The sequence below is a fragment of the Gynuella sunshinyii YC6258 genome (genome assembly GCF_000940805.1).
GTDB classification, from domain to species: Bacteria; Pseudomonadota; Gammaproteobacteria; order Pseudomonadales; family Natronospirillaceae; genus Gynuella; species Gynuella sunshinyii.
This window is the reverse complement of sequence record NZ_CP007142.1, coordinates 941,093-958,122: the sequence shown is the minus strand read 5'-3', so window position 1 is coordinate 958,122 and position 17,030 is coordinate 941,093. Positions and strand designations below refer to the sequence as shown.

The 17,030-nt window shown below is 49.9% G+C and carries 13 protein-coding genes; 1 reads left to right on the top strand and 12 read right to left on the bottom strand.

Annotated elements, in window-relative coordinates; translation table 11 throughout:
• The first annotated feature begins 304 nt into the window (after positions 1-304).
• Positions 305-850 (top strand): class IV adenylate cyclase, encoded by a 546-nt coding sequence (cyaB, locus tag YC6258_RS04240; protein ID WP_044615941.1) that lies wholly within the window; start codon positions 305-307, stop codon positions 848-850.
• Between the two features lie 103 nt (positions 851-953).
• Here cyaB and YC6258_RS04235 read toward each other — a convergent pair whose 3' ends face one another.
• The 12 genes from YC6258_RS04235 to YC6258_RS04180 form a co-directional block, all read right to left on the bottom strand.
• The gene (locus tag YC6258_RS04235; RefSeq protein ID WP_044615940.1) at positions 954-2,393 is read right to left on the bottom strand and encodes a mannose-1-phosphate guanylyltransferase/mannose-6-phosphate isomerase; all 1,440 of its coding nucleotides are present in this window, start codon (positions 2,391-2,393) and stop codon (positions 954-956) included.
• A 175-nt stretch (positions 2,394-2,568) separates the two neighbouring features.
• On the bottom strand, positions 2,569-3,690 hold the full coding sequence (locus YC6258_RS04230) for an alginate lyase family protein (protein WP_044615939.1): 1,122 nt from the start codon (positions 3,688-3,690) through the stop codon (positions 2,569-2,571).
• Entirely contained in the window at positions 3,687-5,096 is a 1,410-nt protein-coding gene (locus tag YC6258_RS04225) for an alginate O-acetyltransferase AlgX-related protein (RefSeq protein ID WP_052830046.1), read from the bottom strand. The genes YC6258_RS04230 and YC6258_RS04225 overlap by 4 nt, the downstream gene beginning before the upstream one ends.
• Positions 5,097-5,134: 38 nt before the next feature.
• Positions 5,135-5,788, bottom strand: coding sequence for an alginate O-acetyltransferase AlgF (locus tag YC6258_RS04220; RefSeq protein WP_044615938.1), 654 nt, complete (start codon positions 5,786-5,788; stop codon positions 5,135-5,137).
• 4 nt (positions 5,789-5,792) lie between these two features.
• Positions 5,793-6,890 carry an alginate O-acetyltransferase gene (locus tag YC6258_RS04215; protein ID WP_044615937.1) on the bottom strand — a complete coding sequence of 366 codons (1,098 nt, stop codon included), beginning with the start codon at positions 6,888-6,890 and terminating at the stop codon, positions 5,793-5,795.
• Positions 6,891-6,899: 9 nt separating this feature from the next.
• Complete coding sequence (locus YC6258_RS04210) at positions 6,900-8,318, bottom strand: MBOAT family O-acyltransferase (protein ID WP_044615936.1); 1,419 nt, start codon at positions 8,316-8,318, stop codon at positions 6,900-6,902.
• A 1-nt stretch (position 8,319) separates the two neighbouring features.
• Positions 8,320-9,852 (bottom strand): NosD domain-containing protein, encoded by a 1,533-nt coding sequence (locus YC6258_RS04205; RefSeq protein WP_044615935.1) that lies wholly within the window; start codon positions 9,850-9,852, stop codon positions 8,320-8,322.
• Positions 9,846-11,138 carry an alginate export family protein gene (locus YC6258_RS04200; protein ID WP_044615934.1) on the bottom strand — a complete coding sequence of 431 codons (1,293 nt, stop codon included), beginning with the start codon at positions 11,136-11,138 and terminating at the stop codon, positions 9,846-9,848. Before YC6258_RS04200 ends, YC6258_RS04205 begins: the two co-directional genes overlap by 7 nt.
• A gap of 2 nt (positions 11,139-11,140) precedes the next feature.
• Entirely contained in the window at positions 11,141-12,511 is a 1,371-nt protein-coding gene (locus YC6258_RS27000) for a tetratricopeptide repeat protein (protein WP_169748929.1), read from the bottom strand.
• 17 nt (positions 12,512-12,528) lie between these two features.
• On the bottom strand, positions 12,529-13,701 hold the full coding sequence (locus YC6258_RS04190; RefSeq protein WP_044615933.1) for a PilZ domain-containing protein: 1,173 nt from the start codon (positions 13,699-13,701) through the stop codon (positions 12,529-12,531).
• A 31-nt stretch (positions 13,702-13,732) separates the two neighbouring features.
• Positions 13,733-15,232, bottom strand: coding sequence for a glycosyltransferase family 2 protein (locus YC6258_RS04185; protein WP_044615932.1), 1,500 nt, complete (start codon positions 15,230-15,232; stop codon positions 13,733-13,735).
• A gap of 24 nt (positions 15,233-15,256) precedes the next feature.
• On the bottom strand, positions 15,257-16,567 hold the full coding sequence (locus tag YC6258_RS04180) for a nucleotide sugar dehydrogenase (protein ID WP_044615931.1): 1,311 nt from the start codon (positions 16,565-16,567) through the stop codon (positions 15,257-15,259).
• Positions 16,568-17,030: the final 463 nt, after the last annotated feature.

Here is a 17,030-nt window from a genome sequence, read left to right as displayed (position 1 = left end):
ATAAATGATACTCTTGAAATCACATTACGACAGCAGAAATGACTGTTCGAATTCAGGATTTATCAGCACCGAAAACATTATTCATATTGTTGCCGAGGCAGCGAAAACGAGGAATGAGTTTGGTGGATTTATCACTGCCGGATGGGAACGACTGCATTCTGCACAGGTCATTTTCAATAATCAGACCGTTATGACGCACATTTTACGATTAATGTCAGAATAAGTTTTTTTCCATACTTATCAAAAAGATATCTGATCGCAAGTGTGGTTATATTCTTCATAATCATGTCAGAGGAATAGTTACTTGAACAACCAGCATTTCATTGGCCAATACGAGGTCGAATTTAAATACCGCCTGCCATCAAAAACGTTATTTTGGCAAACGCTCACATCCATGCCATACGAGACCATGCTGGAAAACAACATCGAGCAGGATCTCTATTTTGACACGCCGGACAGAGAACTCACCCGTCATCACAAAAGTTTATGTATTCGGCAAATGCGACCCTCAGATATCTGCTTGTGGATTGTTAAAGGACCGGAACCGGACCGCTGCGAAGCCGTCAACATTACCGATACCAGCAAGGCCGCCAGCATGCTCAAGACCATGGGTTATGAGGTCATACAAACGATGACCAAAACCCGCAGCATATACTTTCTCGGGGAATACCATATCACCCTGGATCATCTGGAAGGTCTGGGGGATTTTGCCGAGTTCGCCATCATGACGGATGAACAAGTACTACTGGAGCGTTACAAAGTGGAACTGAAGGAACTGGCCGCCCGTTTCGGTCTGACGGATGCCGATCTGGAAACCCGTTCCTATCGCAATATGGTTGAGGCCGGTTGACCTGGTTGGGACGGTAATCGATCGCCGCCAGAATCATCCGGCAAAATAATAAGATTGCCAAAAATCTGAAAAACAGGGCAGACTCATGAGCCTGCCCTGACCATCAGGCGTTGGCAACCTGTGGTTCGGCATCTTCGATCGAAGCAAGGCGTCCATAGTTATCCTGCAAACGAACAATATCGTCTTCGCCCAGATAACTGCCAGACTGAACCTCGATCAGTTCGAGCATAATTTTGCCAGGGTTGACGAGGCGATGTACTTCACCAACCGGTATATAGGTGGATTCGTTTTCTGCTAACAGGAAGGTTTCCTGACCACAAGTCACCTGAGCGGTTCCCTGTACCACAATCCAGTGTTCGGCCCGATGATGATGTTTTTGCAATGACAGGCTGGCACCGGGTTTGACTTTGATCCGTTTGACCTGGAAACGCTCTCCCATATCCACCGAATCATAACTGCCCCAGGGTCTGAACACTTCCCGATGCATCAGGGTTTCACTGCGCTGCTGTGTCGTCAACGTATTGACCAGCGTTTTGACCGCCTGCACGTTGTCACGATGCACTACCATGACAGCATCCTGGGTATCGATCACCATAACATCCTCGACCCCTACCAGGGCGACCAGTTTATCGTGCCCCCGCACCAGGCAGCCACGGGCTTCATGGGTAACGACATCGCCCAACAGCACGTTGTCCTGGGCGTCCTTTTCATGCACATCCCAGAGAGAAGACCAGGCACCGACATCACTCCAGCCAGCCTGTAACGGCACAACTACGGCTTTGTCAGTCCGTTCCATCACGGCATAGTCAATGGAGTTTTCCGGGCAACGGCAAAACTCTGCTTCCGGCAACCGTTTAAAATCCAGATCGCTTACACTGCTTTCAAACACTTTTCGACAAGTTTCATACATGTCCGGCTCATAGCGTTGTAACTGTTCCAGATAAATAGTTGCGCTCATCACGAACATGCCACTGTTCCAAAGATACTCGCCGCTATCCAGATAATTCTGTGCCGTCGCAACATCGGGTTTTTCGGCAAACGATGCCACTTTGAAAACCGATTCAGACAAGGTTGCGCCCTTATGAACATAACCATAGCCGGTTTCCGGCCCGTCCGGTTCGATGCCAAATAACACAAGGTTGCCGTCCCTGGCAGCATGCTCGGCTCTGGTCAAGGCGCTCCAGAATTTGTCGATATCGGCAATATGATGATCTGCGGGCAAAACCAGCATTAACTCATCCTGCCCGCGTTGCAAGATTTCCATTGCTGCAATTGCCACGGCTGGTGCGGTATTTTTACCTACGGGCTCAAGCATAATGGCACCGGCCTGATAGCCGATCTGTTGTAACTGCTCGGCGACAATAAAACGATGTTCCTCATTACATATGACAATGGCAGGTTCTGATTCAACCGGCAACCGTTCCAGAGTTTGCTGAAACATGGTTTGGGAACCGGTCAACGACAGAAACTGTTTGGGGTAAAGCTTACGCGAAAGCGGCCACAACCGAGACCCGCTGCCACCTGAAAGTATCACTGGAATCATGTGCTTTTCTCCTGACAATTAACCTGGCACTCAAACAGATCATCCTGATGCATTTGAATATCCTCTTTTAATACCCGGAGGGTATATGTAACCCTGCGGGCCTTCACAAGCCCGCACGAACCTTCGATCCATAGCGTGGTCCGACACCTCGGTGTATTCGTACATCACCACAGTGTTAGTGAGCTTCTGCCGATTCATCACTGGGTCTGGTCGGCAGATTGACATTAAATTGCCAGCTCAGATCACCACCGAGACGGGAGTTGGTAAGTTTGGAAAAACTTTCCAGGCCCAAATCCGATGGCCACTGCATGGAAAAATATTTATGAAAAGGCACTATCCAGGCAAGCGAATAAGCGGTGTACAGACCTTCGGTATCCTGAGTGTATCCGGTGCGTTGGGCGAAAATGTCCGGGTTCTGTAACCCTTCCACCACCCGTGTCGTCAGTCTCGATAACGCACGATCATGGCTATCAAACAAGTTGTCACCATTAGCTGTGGTGAAGACCGCCAGCATGGCCAGCGGCTGTAAGGCAAAATTGTGATATTCCAGCGCTTTATTTTCCCTGGCCAACTCGTTTTCCAGATAACCATCGCCATCTATCTGACCAAGTGCCTGATCAAATTTTGCCATTGCCCAGCGATACATGTCGTGGTCCTGTAAATTCACAGCAGTGACCATCACAGCCCAGGCAGCCCAATAATCATGATTGTTGACTTTTTCGATGGGCCGGTCGGAATAGAAACTCATGACCGCCCTGGCAAGATGTCCAAACCAACGATCAACCTGCTCATTTTGAGTCATGCCACCGTTGTCACTACGAATCGACTGAATTTTCAGATAAGCAATACCGGTCGCCGCCAGAAACCATTTGCGTACCGCCTGCCCTACTTCATTGACATCGTCACTCAGCAAAGCACCCGCCTTAGCCCAGGCAGACAGATTATTCAAAAAACACTGCGCTACGGTCAGGTCTCCGGTTTTGATAAATTTGTCTGATGCCTCCGCTGCCATTTTTTCCATAGCCCGTATGGTTGCCACCGACTCCAGATACTCTGCCTGCGCATCGTCATTTATATCAGATCGCGAATCATCACTGCCTTCGTATTTACTGGTCAGCGCCAGTGTCGATACATAGGGGTCAATATTGTCCGAACAGACACTATTTGGATCCGCCACTGCGATGGAAATCCGTCGATAATATTCTGCTGGCACCTGCAACATGGAGCTCTCCGCATGCGCATAATACACCGGTGAAAACAACAACAGGCCATATAAAAAATATTGCCGAAATGTCATGACAGGCCCCCTTGGGTCACAGAGTTTTGCTGACATAATTGAGCGGACACCGTGGTTGAACCGTGATAGTCCGGTGCCATTTCAACTTCCAGTGACAAAAACTTGAAATGCCGCCATTCAGGATCAGATTTCAGTTCAAACACAAAACGCCCCTGAGTGGAAATTTTGGCCGGACGTTCAAGATGTACTCGTTCTTTACGACCATTGATGTACCAGACACTTGCCTCCAGTTCACGGATACTGGGATCACTGAACTGAATATCTGCAACCAGCCCGGCACTGTTCAATTCTCTGAACTGACCGCCACCATTAAACAGTATTTCATTGCTTCCCGGCTGTAGGGTCTTCTGTGCAGAGAATTCTGTCGGCTTGCCAACACAGCCATTGTCGATCAGCGGAATTGCCTCGCGATAAAACATTTCATCCTGCAGGCTGTAATATGAAGGTACTTCCCATAGCAACAGTTTGGGCGGTGACTGCTGAAATTCATCACTGGGCAGATACTCCAGCATTGCGCCATCCAACCCGGCACCCGCTTTTGCCACATTAAGAATATCGGTTTGCAGATACTGTTTCAGGAAACCATCAAAATTCAGTTGTACGGCACTTCTACTGTTACTGGTACCAACCAACGTAACCACTGGCAGGGTGTCATCACCAAACAAACCACCGGCATCGCTGCTGATGGAAGCTGGTTCAGTGGTGTATTCGTCCACATACTGATCGGCAAATTCAACACCACACAAGCGACTGAACGCCATTTGCAGCGTGCCGCGTTTACCAATCAGGCCACTGCGACGGGTGGAAAATTCCTGTCGCGGTAACTGCCGGTACAGCGCCGTGGATTTCACAGCATCAGCAACCACCTTTGCAGCCGCTTCAGCACCGTATGGCGTCCAGTGGTGATCACGGCGAAAGAAGAATTCTTTATCCGGATCGCTGGTCTGACTGAACAACTCGGTAAAATCCGGCACAATCGCACCACCGGCACGAAACTGAGCCAGCGCCTGAGCATAGTTACCCGCTGCCACATTATAGGCAAACCGTCGCTTGTCGGCGGGGTTGAGCTTATCTGCATGCATCAGCCCCCGGGTAGGCTGGTAGATCAATGCCAACTGGACATCGTGAGCGGCAAAGGCCCGTACCAATCGCCCGAAATCGGCGTAGCCCTGACCATCGGGGCCAAACTGGGTGGCCAGTTCAACCTCGCTGCGAAACAGCCAGTCATCCTGTCCGCTGACCAGCGTCTGAAACATCTGCAAAAAAGACGTATCATAGCTGGCTGGGTCATCCAGTTGCGGACATGGCCGGCAACAGGGCTCCACACGATATTCGAGACTCCATCCAAACGTTGCCAGGGATGTGAGAACCCATCCACTCAGCACATATCTCAAAACCACGTTCATCGTTTCATGTTCCCTTGCCGGTATGATTCCAGGGCGCTCTAAAGATCCGCATTGACTTTATTTTCCACCCACACCAATCTCGGCTGATCCGCAGTTCCCACGGCAAACAGACTGAAAGCCCGGCCACGCTGCAAACTCACCGGCTCGGCATCCAGCAGACGGGCGTCATTCAGATAAGCGGTCAGCGAGACTTTGATGGCATTGACCTCAACATTGGCGGATTGCAAAAAAGCAGTTGCAGAAAACACTGTGGTCGAACCATCGGTGGTTTTCAGACTCAGTTCGTTTTGATCCAGCAGATTATAGAAACTCAGCAGTGCTTTACGCTGACTGCCCAACGGTTGGTCTTTGATCAGTGTCAATGGCTGACCGGGAACCACTACCACGGTGTAATACTGATCCGCTTCGAGCGTCGCATTCAGATGACCGGCAGAACTGTTCAGGGCATGATTGCCAGGTGGCAAATATACATATTCCGTACTACCCATCGGCTCGGCGTCTCCCGCATCTTTGCCACCCAGATCAACATCTTCCACCGTTGCAGCCAATGCATTGAACAACCGGACAAAGGCAGAACCAGCAGGAGCATCGCCGGCGTATAATGCCGCTTCATCGGCCAGAACCGGCGTACTGACCAGCATCAGCAGCAGCCAACCAGAAAATGCTCGTTTGATCGATGTCAAAACCTTCATAAATTTATCCTCCTGTCACCATTGAAAAAGGCAGTCGATAACCCGACAGATCATCCGGCATCGACAGATAGCGCTCCGGAAACTCCCAGATCACCAGTTTTGGGGGCGCTTCAACAAAATCATCAGATTCCAAATAGTCGATCATGGGTAACATGGGGCCATGACCCTGTTCGGCATAATTCACCAGATCCATACCCAAATGCTGTTTTAAATAACCAGCAAAATTCCATAATTTATTGGCGCTGTAACTGGTGCCGACCAACGCAACGTCGACACGTTGATCTGAGAACAAGTCACTACCGCTGTTCTGTGCCATAGTTTGTTGCTGACGTAACAACTCAGGCCCGGGGCCAAGGGCAGTAAAATAAGGACTCAGGGGAATGAAATTGAGCAGATCACCACGGTGCTCCAACAGCTCACCGGATTCAGTCTGAAACTGCTGCGATCCGGAATGGATATCGGGAAAATATTTTGCTGCCGTTGTCGCCATAACGGTAGCGGCCAGATCCGCACCCGTCGGAGTCCAATGAGTATCTGTCTTAAAAAAGAGCTGCTGCGAGACTTTCTGTTGAATAAAGACTGGCAGCAACTCAGGAGCAACGATTGACTGCGCCGCGAGAAACTCATGCACCTGCTGATAAAGTGCCTGCTGTTGGTCTGACGGTTTGTGTTTGCCAAGGTATTCTGAATACACTCTGGCTTTGGCCGGAACGATCAATATGGCGAGATCAATATCTTTGACTCGAAGATAATCACGTACCGCCAGAATGCGCTGATACTGTTGTTGCAGTCGGTGGTCGAAATCGGCATAACCGCCAAATTCTTCCTGGCTGAACAACCAGTCAGATGACCCGACCACCACGCCCTGACGACCTTCAGCAAACAGTGTGTATTGGATCGCCGCCCACAGACTGGTGGCAAACGGACGCACCGGAAAGGTTTCCGTATACTGCTGTTCGAACTGCTGACGCCATTGACCATCCACAAACCGGTTTGCACCGTTCGAGCCATTAACGGTCATTTGCGATAGACTCCAGATACCCAGTCCTGACATCACCAGTAAAAACCCGATAACTCCCAGACGCTGTATAATCGTCAACATGTTAATCACCTAAAACTGGAAATATAGAAATGGAGAATAACTGTCGGCCACCAGCTTCAGAATGGCTAACGCAAAGATCGGAACCAGCAGGCCGGTCGTTACGTAACGGGTCCAACCACTACCACTTAATGCCGCCAACCTGCCATCCGCCCGGAACCCATTCACCAGAATCAGAGCCCAGGCCAGTATCAGCATGGTGATCTGTAATTGACTGACCTGTTGCCGGTACCACTCGCTGAAGTGCCAATCCATACTGAACATCGCAGTATAAATTCGCCAGGCATCACCGGCAGATGCTGCCCGAAACATCACCCATCCCAAAATCACCAGGACAAGTGTGAAACACCACCGAAACAGGTTAAACCGTTTAGTGGACCGGCCCAGACCGGTGGCTCGTTCGATGGCCAGCCACATACCGTGCCAGCCTCCCCAAATGACAAAAGTCCAGTTCGCTCCATGCCAGAGACCACCCAGCAGCATGGTTAAAAACAGATTCCGGTAAGTCCTGAAGGTGCCGTGACGGTTACCACCCAAAGGAACATATAGATAGTCTCTTAACCAGGTGGAGAGACTGATATGCCAGCGCCGCCAGAACTCGGTAATGCTCTGGCTGATGTAAGGCTGATTGAAGTTTTCAACAAACCGGAATCCCATCATCAGACCCAGGCCAATGGCCATATCACTGTACCCGGAAAAGTCAAAATAGAGTTGTGCGGTATAGGCCATTGCCCCCAACCAGGCATCGGCACCACTGGGTTGATCCAAGAGGAATAACTGATCAGCCAGGGGCGCAATAGCATCGGCGATAAACACTTTTTTAATGAAGCCACGCATAAACCGGCTGATGCCTTCTGAGAAGAGTGCGAAATTGTGTTGTCGATACCGAAATTGATCGGCCAGATCCTTATAACGCAACACCGGTCCGGCAATCAGCTGTGGAAACAAGGCAATGAACGCTGCGAAATCGATGAACCCCTGCGTGGCTTCAACATCGCGCCGATACACATCGATCACGTAGCTGATTGCCTGGAAAACATAAAAGGAAATACCGATGGGCAGCACGATCTGAGTTACAGCAAATGGTTCAATGCCGGTGCTGGTCAACAGCGCATTCAGACTATCGACCCCAAAATTGGCATATTTGAAATAACCCAGTGTCGCGAGATCACCACTGATGCCCAGCACCAGCCAGCGCCGTGCAAGATGATTCTGCTGTTGACTCAGTGCACGGGCAATCCGGATACCCATCTGATAATTCCATCCGGTAACAGCAACAAACAGCAATAAAAAATCCACCCGCCACCAGGCATAAAATGCATAGCTGCCTAACAGGATAGTAAGAGATTTCCAACGCCCTGGCGTCAAGTAATAGACAAGCAGAAACAGCGGCAAAAACAGGAATAAAAATATGCTTGAGGAAAACACCATACTAACTGTTCTCCTGCGGGATCGGAGTCACCGAAACAGCTTGTTTCTGACGTAACAGAATATCGAGGATTTCCGAATGAAAACGGGCAAAGATGCCATCATTATTCGGGTTCAGCGGTTCGCTGCCAAAACGGATATCGACATTGAATATTTTCATGAACTCAGGCTGTTCCATGGAAAAAGGTCCACGTTCGTTGGCCACCAGCGACCCACCATACAAAATCATGGATACTCTGGCTTCATAAGGATCCATATGGTTATCGCGGTCAGTATCGGATAAGTCCTGAACATCACCGTATACACCAAATCCTTTATTTCCAGCGACATTGTTGTGATACAAGCGAATATTCTTGCTATTGCGCATCCGGATACCATGCTTATCGTTCGCATACACGCGGTTTGCCCAAAGCAGATTATCGGAACTTTCATACAGGGTAATGCCATCACTGAGATTATGATGAGCAACGTTATTGGCGACTACATTGCCAACACTGGAACGGTCAAGAACAAAACCTGACAATTGATTATGATGGCTGACATTATTGAAGATCCAGCTGTCGTTGACCTCGCGGGATACAATAATGCCGTGTTTTTTATGGGTGCCATAGACTTCGTTGTGACCGATGATCAGCTCGCTGGAACGATCGTGAGGGTCGATGCCGTACACAATATTATCAACATAACGATTATTCAGAACGACCGCACCAACGGTTTCATAACAATAAAAACCATAATAGATATCTTCAAAGGTGGAGCCGATAATCCAGGCTTTCGGGCTTGGTTGCTTTAAAGTCCGGTTAATTTCATGACGATACTGGCTGACAGTGATCCCATAAGATTTACTCTGTTCGTAGCCAAGACTGATAAATTCCGAGTTCAGCAGATATAGTTCGCTGCCGCCCCATGACACCAGAAAAGGCCGGAACTGAGAGGCTCTCTGATAGCGAGCAGGGGCCTTCAATTGCTCATTCCAGCCGACCACTTTTGCCGAGCGGGTAATCAAAGTTCCGGAAACCACCAGAAATGAACCTCGCTGCTGCGACAGATAGAGACTTTCGCCAGCATCCATCAACAAGGTTGCACCCGCTTCGACCACCACAGGCAAACGGGCTATATAAGTACCGTCTGCCAACCGTTCGAGATACTCACGACGGTCAAGTTGTTGCCATAACTGCGCCATGGTAAAGAAACCGGATTTCAGAAAAATGGCCTGTGGGTTTGAATATTGCCGCGCTGCCCATTCCCGCGCCCGCTCGCCGATGGTGAAGTCATCCATAGTCACCTCTCCGAATATCCGCCGGACCTGCACCACTGCCCCTCGGGATGCAGCTTCTCGGGCATGCTTCACACGCTCATTGACGGCATTTTCGTTATACCCGGAAATGTCTGGCAATTGCGGTTCCGATAGCGCCAACGCCGCACCGTCTTCCGCTTCCACACGATATTGGATCTGTGGAGCAGCCGGAGCTGTACTGCTGATCAACACCTGCATAAACATCAGCACGATAACGGAAAAGCGGATGTCCCTTACCATTTATTCACCCAATCCAGGCTGAAACGGCTTCGCAAGCTGTCCTGATCATCGGCAAAAGCGTCACCAGGAAAAAACACCGAAGCACGAGTCCGCAAATACGACTCGAACGGCCAACGATTGCCTGCATCCCAGTACCAGGACCCCACCAGATCCAACCCCTGTCCAATCTGACGACCATCGCCTTCAGGTTCAATACTGAGCCCGGCTGCACGAAATCCTGCGTCTCTGTCATTCAGCCAGAACTGCTGCGCCACCAGACTGATATCCCAATGTTCGTGGGTACTCAAACTGGCGTATACCGCTGCCGCCTGAAGGTTATACAGTTCTGCCCGTAAGGCTTCATTAAAACGATAGAAACTTGCCTGGGTTCCGGTAAAACGGGCCCGATTGCTTTCCAACCCGGTGGAGCGGAAACCGCGGTCACCATCTGCAGAGGCAAAGGCATACTGAGCACCAACTGCCAGCATTGGTATTGATGATGGCCGCCAGCGCAACCCTACATCGGCGGCCCAGCCATTAACGTCCCGGCGTTTCCGTTGTGGCACATCGCTGCCGGTCACCGCGAGCAAGGCCAGACGATAATTGAGAGCTTGATCACTGGTTGCTGAAAAATAGTCGTTATCCAGCCCCAGACCCAACCAGCTCAACCGGGGCTGATACAATGACTGGTCATCGCCGCGAACATACATCGCCCGCATCTCAATGTAATTATGATAACTATATTGCAGACGCTGACTGGCAAAAAAACGTAACAGGTCCCGCTCATCTTTGGGTAGTGGAGAATCGTCATCTTCAAAGTCATCAATTTTTTGGGCGACACCCGCCGTGCCGTGCCATAAAGTGGTATCCCAGCGCCAGCGCAACAGGGAGATATCACTGTCAGTCCAGACGCCGTCATCATCTTTCAGACGCTCACGACCAACGCGAATGGATTCACCCGGATAATCGGTCAACCCACTCCAGTCCAACCACAATTCCCTCAACCCGACATAAGCTTCATTACCACCACTATTGTCGTCAATGGTTTCCTGACTGGTAGCATATATGCCGTAGCCGTAAAAATAGCCACGCCAGTTGGCGTTAAAATTTAAATCCACTTCGGGCTTTAAAATCACACCGGCTTCATGTGTACTATTATTGTCATTCAGATCACGGTTGTGATCGTACAAATAGTAAGGATTCAGCGTCAGATGGAACTGCGCGGAAGTTGAAGAGGAGTGCATCGCCAGGGTAATACAAAGAAATGTCAATGCGATAATCGAAGTACTACGTGTTATCCAAAACATGATCATGACTCCTGTCCGCCACTGGCGGTTTGTAACAGCACGGATGTCTGCATAGCCTGTCTTTCCCGTTCGGCGACTTTCTGACCTTCCACCACGATGTCTCCGGAAATGCTGCCACTGATCTCATGCAATAATGTGGTCGCCCGTTGATACCCGGCCTCAGAAGATAGCTGTGCAAAACCATAGGCATAGGTCAGGTTACGGCCAATACCGACACCATCCAGAAAATAACGGGAAAGTTCAAAATACGCTTTGGCCGATCCACGACGGCCAGCCAACAGATAATGCTGAACAGCCTTCTGGGGATTGGCACGACCGAGATGCCCCAGCCGATACAGACGGCCAAGATAAAAATGCGCCTGTGGGACCTCGCCGGAAGCTTTCAGCAGATGCTGCTCGGCCAGTTGCGGATCTGCCGCAACCAATCGGCCTTCAAAGTAGATCAGCCCGGTCATATATTCTGCTTCGGCTGACGCTTGTTCCCGCCCGCGCTGGAGGATAGACAACAATTCTGTCGTATTGCCCAGTGCGGGATTCTTTCGCATCAGATCCGCTTCCAGAGACGATGCTCGTGGATATTCCTGATCGATCATTTTTAGCAGCTGCATGCTGATTTTCGGTTGTGGAGTTACCCGCTCAGAGGCAATGAACCAGCGCGCAAATTTCCATGCATCGGATGCCTGCAGCTGTTGCTGCTGCCAGCGTTGCTGCATGTGTTGCTGCAAATCGGCCGGCTTGCCCAGATCCGGATAACGCTCAAATAAATCAGCCAGCAGCGGATAACAATCATAAACAACATCCAGCGCTTCACGACACAAGCGGACAATATCGTGCCTGCGCGCCTGCTCCTGGCCATTGAACTGATAGTAGCGCACCAACAGGTAACGACTGCCGGCGTCTCCGCGATTCATTCGTTGCTCTATTAACGGTTCCAGACCGGCATAGCGGGGTAATGAAGGAAAGTCCAGATACAGCTCCAGCAGATTGTCGGCGACCGAATCATCACCATGAGCTGCAGCCTGTTCGAATTGATGGGCTGCCGCCTGCGCCACAGTCAAACGCCCTTGCGCATGACGTTGATATAACTGCCCCAGACGTCCCCAGGCACGCTGATCTCCTGACTTTTCTGCTGCCAGATACCATTGTTCAGCCGTTTGCCACTGCCCCCGTTCCACCAGATAATCGGCCAGTTTGATCTGTGCTTCCGGCACTCCGAACTTCGCCAGGGTGCGATAATGTTTAGCCGCTTCATCCGCACGTCCGGCAGCCATGGCCCGATCCGCCATGTCCATATCAGCAACATGGGCACAGCCTGTCATGAACAATACCAGGACAATCAGACCCGCCAGATTACGCAATGATCGTTCGCTCATCTCAACCATCTTCCCGATCAGGATTCCGTTTTCTGGCTAACAGTCAGAAATGGCATCAACGCTCCTTTGGTGACAGTCACCGGCCGGCCAATGTCTTCATAGCCGGGAACCTGCTGCAGTTCGATTTGTGCATCTATCAGCGCCTCGGACATGCCGTTCGCCTGTCTGACACTGATTTGACGGATAACGCCGTCGTACACATGCCGGTTTCCACCGATACGAACCTGCACCTGATCCCCCGGCGCCAGATTATCGCTGTCTGCAAATGCAAATTGCGCACTGACATATGGCTGGGCATTTTCGACACTCATCTCGAATACTTCGGCACCTTTAGGAAGATACTGACCATCAGCAATGTAGGATTTAGCCAATATGCAGTCGCAGGGACTCATTAAGGTGCCCTTGACCGATGATCCGGTCAGACTGGCCAGCCGCTCCGAATCTATCTCACCACCCAGTTCACTGTTCATGAAATCCAGCACTGGAGTCTCAAATGTAGCGATGGGTTGTCCGCGCTTCACGGCACTTTCAGAATCGATCAGCGGTTTGACCATGCCATCCTTGGGCATGTTGATGTGATAAGTCTCAGCTACCAGTTCAGCAGCCTGAGACGTGGTTACATAAAAGGTGTTGTATAACTGTGCGGCAACAAAAACAGCGGCACCCAGGCCAGTCATAAAAATGACCAGAGTGCCGCCAATGGCCTTAACCTTGTTTCCGATAGACACCTTTTGAACGGAATTTTTACGTGCCTTAGTGAAGTTCTCTCGGGATAGGGTATTGAGCATGTCGCCGGTGTTGACCAGATCACCACTCAGGTAGGCAGTAATCAGATAACGCAATGCGGAAATTTCCTTGGGTCCCAGTTCCTGAAACTCGAAACCGGTTCTACCACTCTGTTCCTGCACACTGCGCACCAGAAAGCTGACGCCCAGACTCAGCATAAAACCATCGACATTGATCTTCAGTGTACCTTTAAAGACCCGGCCATTGGCAAACTCGTGAGGCTGGCAACGAATACTGAAACCGCCGGCGGAAATATCCTGTACTTTATAGCGGCGCATGGAAAACTGGTTGTTTTTGCCCTGCACCGCAGCAATCATTTCAAGCTCCACCGGCATCCGCACACGGGCGTATTGCCGTTGTGCTTCAGATTCATGGACAATATTCAGATTCTCTGCCGTCGTCATAATCACATCCTTTAGGTAATTCTGTTTTCTTTCAGACCAGTGCAAATACAATGGCCAGAAAAATACTGACCGATGAAAAAGTCACGATTCTGGTGGACCATTGATTGAACCGGCCATGGAAATTATTACTGTGGCCCGATTTCGTTGGCTGACGGGTCCAGCTCTGTTGATCGAGGCGAAACACAACGTATATTTTCATCAGCGATCCCACGATCTGGTTGTAATAGAGAATCAGCGGGTACAACGGACCAACGTGATGTCGTGAGGCTGTCAGCATGAATGTCAGCAACAAACGGGTCATACCAATCCACAGCAGATACACCATGAGATAACTGATCGATAACTTCAGACTGGCGACGATTGCCGCAGACAAACCCAGGATGCTGGTCCACATGGAGATTCGCTGATCCCATACCACATAGTAGGTAAACCAACCCAAACGGCCCGGACCAAGGCGGGTCGCGCGACTGTTCTGCCGCAGGTTGTTGCCATACCACCGATACATCAACTTACGACTGGCCACCAGGAAACGCGGATCAGGTGGATGCTCAACCGTATTGATGACGGCATCGGGAACGTACCAGGTGTCGTACCCCATACGCATCAGGCTGAACCAGCTGGACTTGTCATCTCCGGTCAAAAATTTAAAGGTTCCCAGTCGCCAGTGTTTCAGGTGATCCTGCTCGACATCCTCAATAAACTCTTTTGATGTCACTACCCCGGCTCTGAACACCGACATGCGACCGGTCAAAGTCAACACCCGATTGGAAAGTGCCATTGAGCACATGTTGATATGACGCTGGGCAAAACGCAGCTTGTGCCATTCAGACATCACATAACTACCTTGAACCTCGCAAAACTCATTGGTGGTCAACGCACCCATATTCGGAAACATACGGAAATACGGCGCAACCGTAGCGACAACACCGGGCGCGAGTACCGTATCACCATCAACCACTGCAACAATGGCATCGGCATCTGGCAGCGAACGCGAGATAGCGCGAAAACCATAGGCCAGTCCATCCCGTTTGCCGGTACCGGGAATGCGAACAAATCTCAGATGCACCCTCGCTGGTGGCATATGTTTTTTCCACAATGCCCTGACCAGCATTTCATCGGATACTTCAACAATTGAGCACACCACTGTCGTGGGCCATCCGGTGGCCATGGCTTCGCGGATGACCGAGTCGTAAACCATCGCCGTGGTTTTGGCATCTATTCTGAAACTGGTGACCATCAGGTACACATGGGAGGGTGCTGCCTCTTTACCCAATGCGGCGGCGCGTTTACGACAGCGCGGATATACCCAATACAGGAAAATCATTCCACGGATAAAATGGGTAAACCCAACCCCATAACGCCAGACTCCGACTGCACCGATCAGAAAAATAAAATGTGCCGACCCGGGATTGAAGATATCTCCGGGCACCAGGGTGGCAAGCAATCCCAGGCCACTGAGATACAGCAGCCAATAGGAAAACGCTCTGATCATCTGGCCCGGTGATTTCTGTTCTACAGCATCATGCTGCATGGTATTTCTCCGTCATTGGATTATTTACCAACAGATTCCTTCCAGATTGGCGCCGGACTTGCTGGACATGAAGCCCACCAGATCCAGCACATTTTTTTGTTCCGGGATGCGGGCCAGCACTTGCTGGAAGACATCATCAGAGTTACCGATAACGATTACTTCTGCTTCGTCAATTGCTTCATCAAGATCCGAAGTCAGCAACGAAGAGACATGGGGAATGTGATGATTGATATATTCTTTGTTGGCACCGTGCATACGGGCATATTCGACATTGCGGTCAAAGATCCTGAGTTGATAGCCTTTACCAATCAATACTTCCGCCAGCTCCACCAAGGGGCTTTCGCGCAAATCATCCGTACCGGCTTTAAAGCTCAGTCCCAGCATCAGCACCTTGCGTTTGTCATAGGAGTTGATCAGGCTGTAGGCACGGTTAACCTGATAAGCATTGCTTTCCATGATGGAGGATAACAACGGATTTTTAACATCCATCTGCGCGGCCCGATAGGTCAGAGCCCGAACATCTTTGGGCAGACAGGAGCCTCCAAACGCAAAGCCAGGACGCATATAGTATTTGGAAATATTCAGCTTATTGTCCTGACACACAACATCCATGACATCACGGCCGTCAACGCCCAGCGCCTTGGCAATATTGCCAATTTCGTTGGCAAAACTGACTTTGGTCGCGTGCCAGACATTACAGCTGTATTTGATCATTTCGGCCACTTCAATCGGTTTGCGAATAACCGGTGCCGGCAGATCCCGGTATATTTCATCAAGTACGTCGCCAGAAGCGCTGTCCAGTTCCCCGATCACCGTCATCGGTGGATAGTCATAATCATGAATAGCGGTACTTTCACGGAGAAATTCCGGATTAGTGGCCAGACCAAAATCCACCCCCGCCTGTTTTCCTGAACAGTCTTCCAGAATGGGTTTGACGACATTCATCACCGTTCCCGGCAAAACTGTGCTACGAACCACCACCACGTGGCGTTCCTGTTTTTCACGCAATGCCATACCAATATCCCGGCAAACGGATTCAATGTAATTCAGTTCCAGATCGCCATTACGTTTACTCGGTGTGCCCACGCAGATCATGCTAACAGTGGTTTCAGCGATAGCCGCCGCCACATCAGTGGTTCCCTGAATCAGACCGTTGTCGACTCCAGCCGCGAGCAGTTCTTCAAGCCCTGGTTCAACAATCGGCGACTTTCCCTGGTTAATCAGTGCGATTTTTTCCTTTGATACATCTACACCAATTACCTTGTGACCACGCGAAGCCAACGCGGCAGTGCACACGGCTCCTACATAGCCCAGACCAAAAATACTGATATGCATGTCATTCTCCTAAACTTCCAAATGTGGGCGTCAGTACATTACTGTCAAACAGTGTCAGTATGTTCCAGCGGTAGGACAAGGCATCAACCGTGCCATGAGAACTTTTCAGCACGACCAGACAATTTGTGACCGGTTAATTTTTTTTATGAGACATGCATCAAAACAAATGCAAAATAAGGACAAGAAAGAAACCTTTAAAAAACCCTAATAAAAATAAACGTAAATATAACGGTGCATTTAATTACATGTTAAAAATATCGACAAATTTGAAAATTCACAGACAGTCCAATCTTCTTAAAAAAGGACATATGGGATACCATTATTATTAGAATTATCATATGTTTTCACTATTTCGGCACCCCAGAAAACATCTAACCGAAAACGGTTACCATATGCACCAAAATTAAAATAAAAAATCATAAACAACAGAAAAATCAGATCTCTTTATATAAAGCTCATGATA

Coding starts and splice junctions, on each gene's coding strand:
- YC6258_RS04235 (WP_044615940.1), bottom strand. CDS start 2,393: ATGATTCCAGTGATACTTTCAGGTGGCAGCGGGTCTCGGTTGTGGCCG.
- YC6258_RS04190 (WP_044615933.1), bottom strand. CDS start 13,701: ATGACGACGGCAGAGAATCTGAATATTGTCCATGAATCTGAAGCACAA.
- YC6258_RS04230 (WP_044615939.1), bottom strand. CDS start 3,690: ATGACATTTCGGCAATATTTTTTATATGGCCTGTTGTTGTTTTCACCG.
- YC6258_RS04210 (WP_044615936.1), bottom strand. CDS start 8,318: ATGGTGTTTTCCTCAAGCATATTTTTATTCCTGTTTTTGCCGCTGTTT.
- YC6258_RS04185 (WP_044615932.1), bottom strand. CDS start 15,232: ATGCAGCATGATGCTGTAGAACAGAAATCACCGGGCCAGATGATCAGA.
- YC6258_RS04180 (WP_044615931.1), bottom strand. CDS start 16,567: ATGCATATCAGTATTTTTGGTCTGGGCTATGTAGGAGCCGTGTGCACT.
- YC6258_RS04225 (WP_052830046.1), bottom strand. CDS start 5,096: ATGAACGTGGTTTTGAGATATGTGCTGAGTGGATGGGTTCTCACATCC.
- YC6258_RS04220 (WP_044615938.1), bottom strand. CDS start 5,788: ATGAAGGTTTTGACATCGATCAAACGAGCATTTTCTGGTTGGCTGCTG.
- YC6258_RS04205 (WP_044615935.1), bottom strand. CDS start 9,852: ATGGTAAGGGACATCCGCTTTTCCGTTATCGTGCTGATGTTTATGCAG.
- YC6258_RS27000 (WP_169748929.1), bottom strand. CDS start 12,511: ATGAGCGAACGATCATTGCGTAATCTGGCGGGTCTGATTGTCCTGGTA.
- YC6258_RS04215 (WP_044615937.1), bottom strand. CDS start 6,890: ATGTTGACGATTATACAGCGTCTGGGAGTTATCGGGTTTTTACTGGTG.
- YC6258_RS04200 (WP_044615934.1), bottom strand. CDS start 11,138: ATGTTTTGGATAACACGTAGTACTTCGATTATCGCATTGACATTTCTT.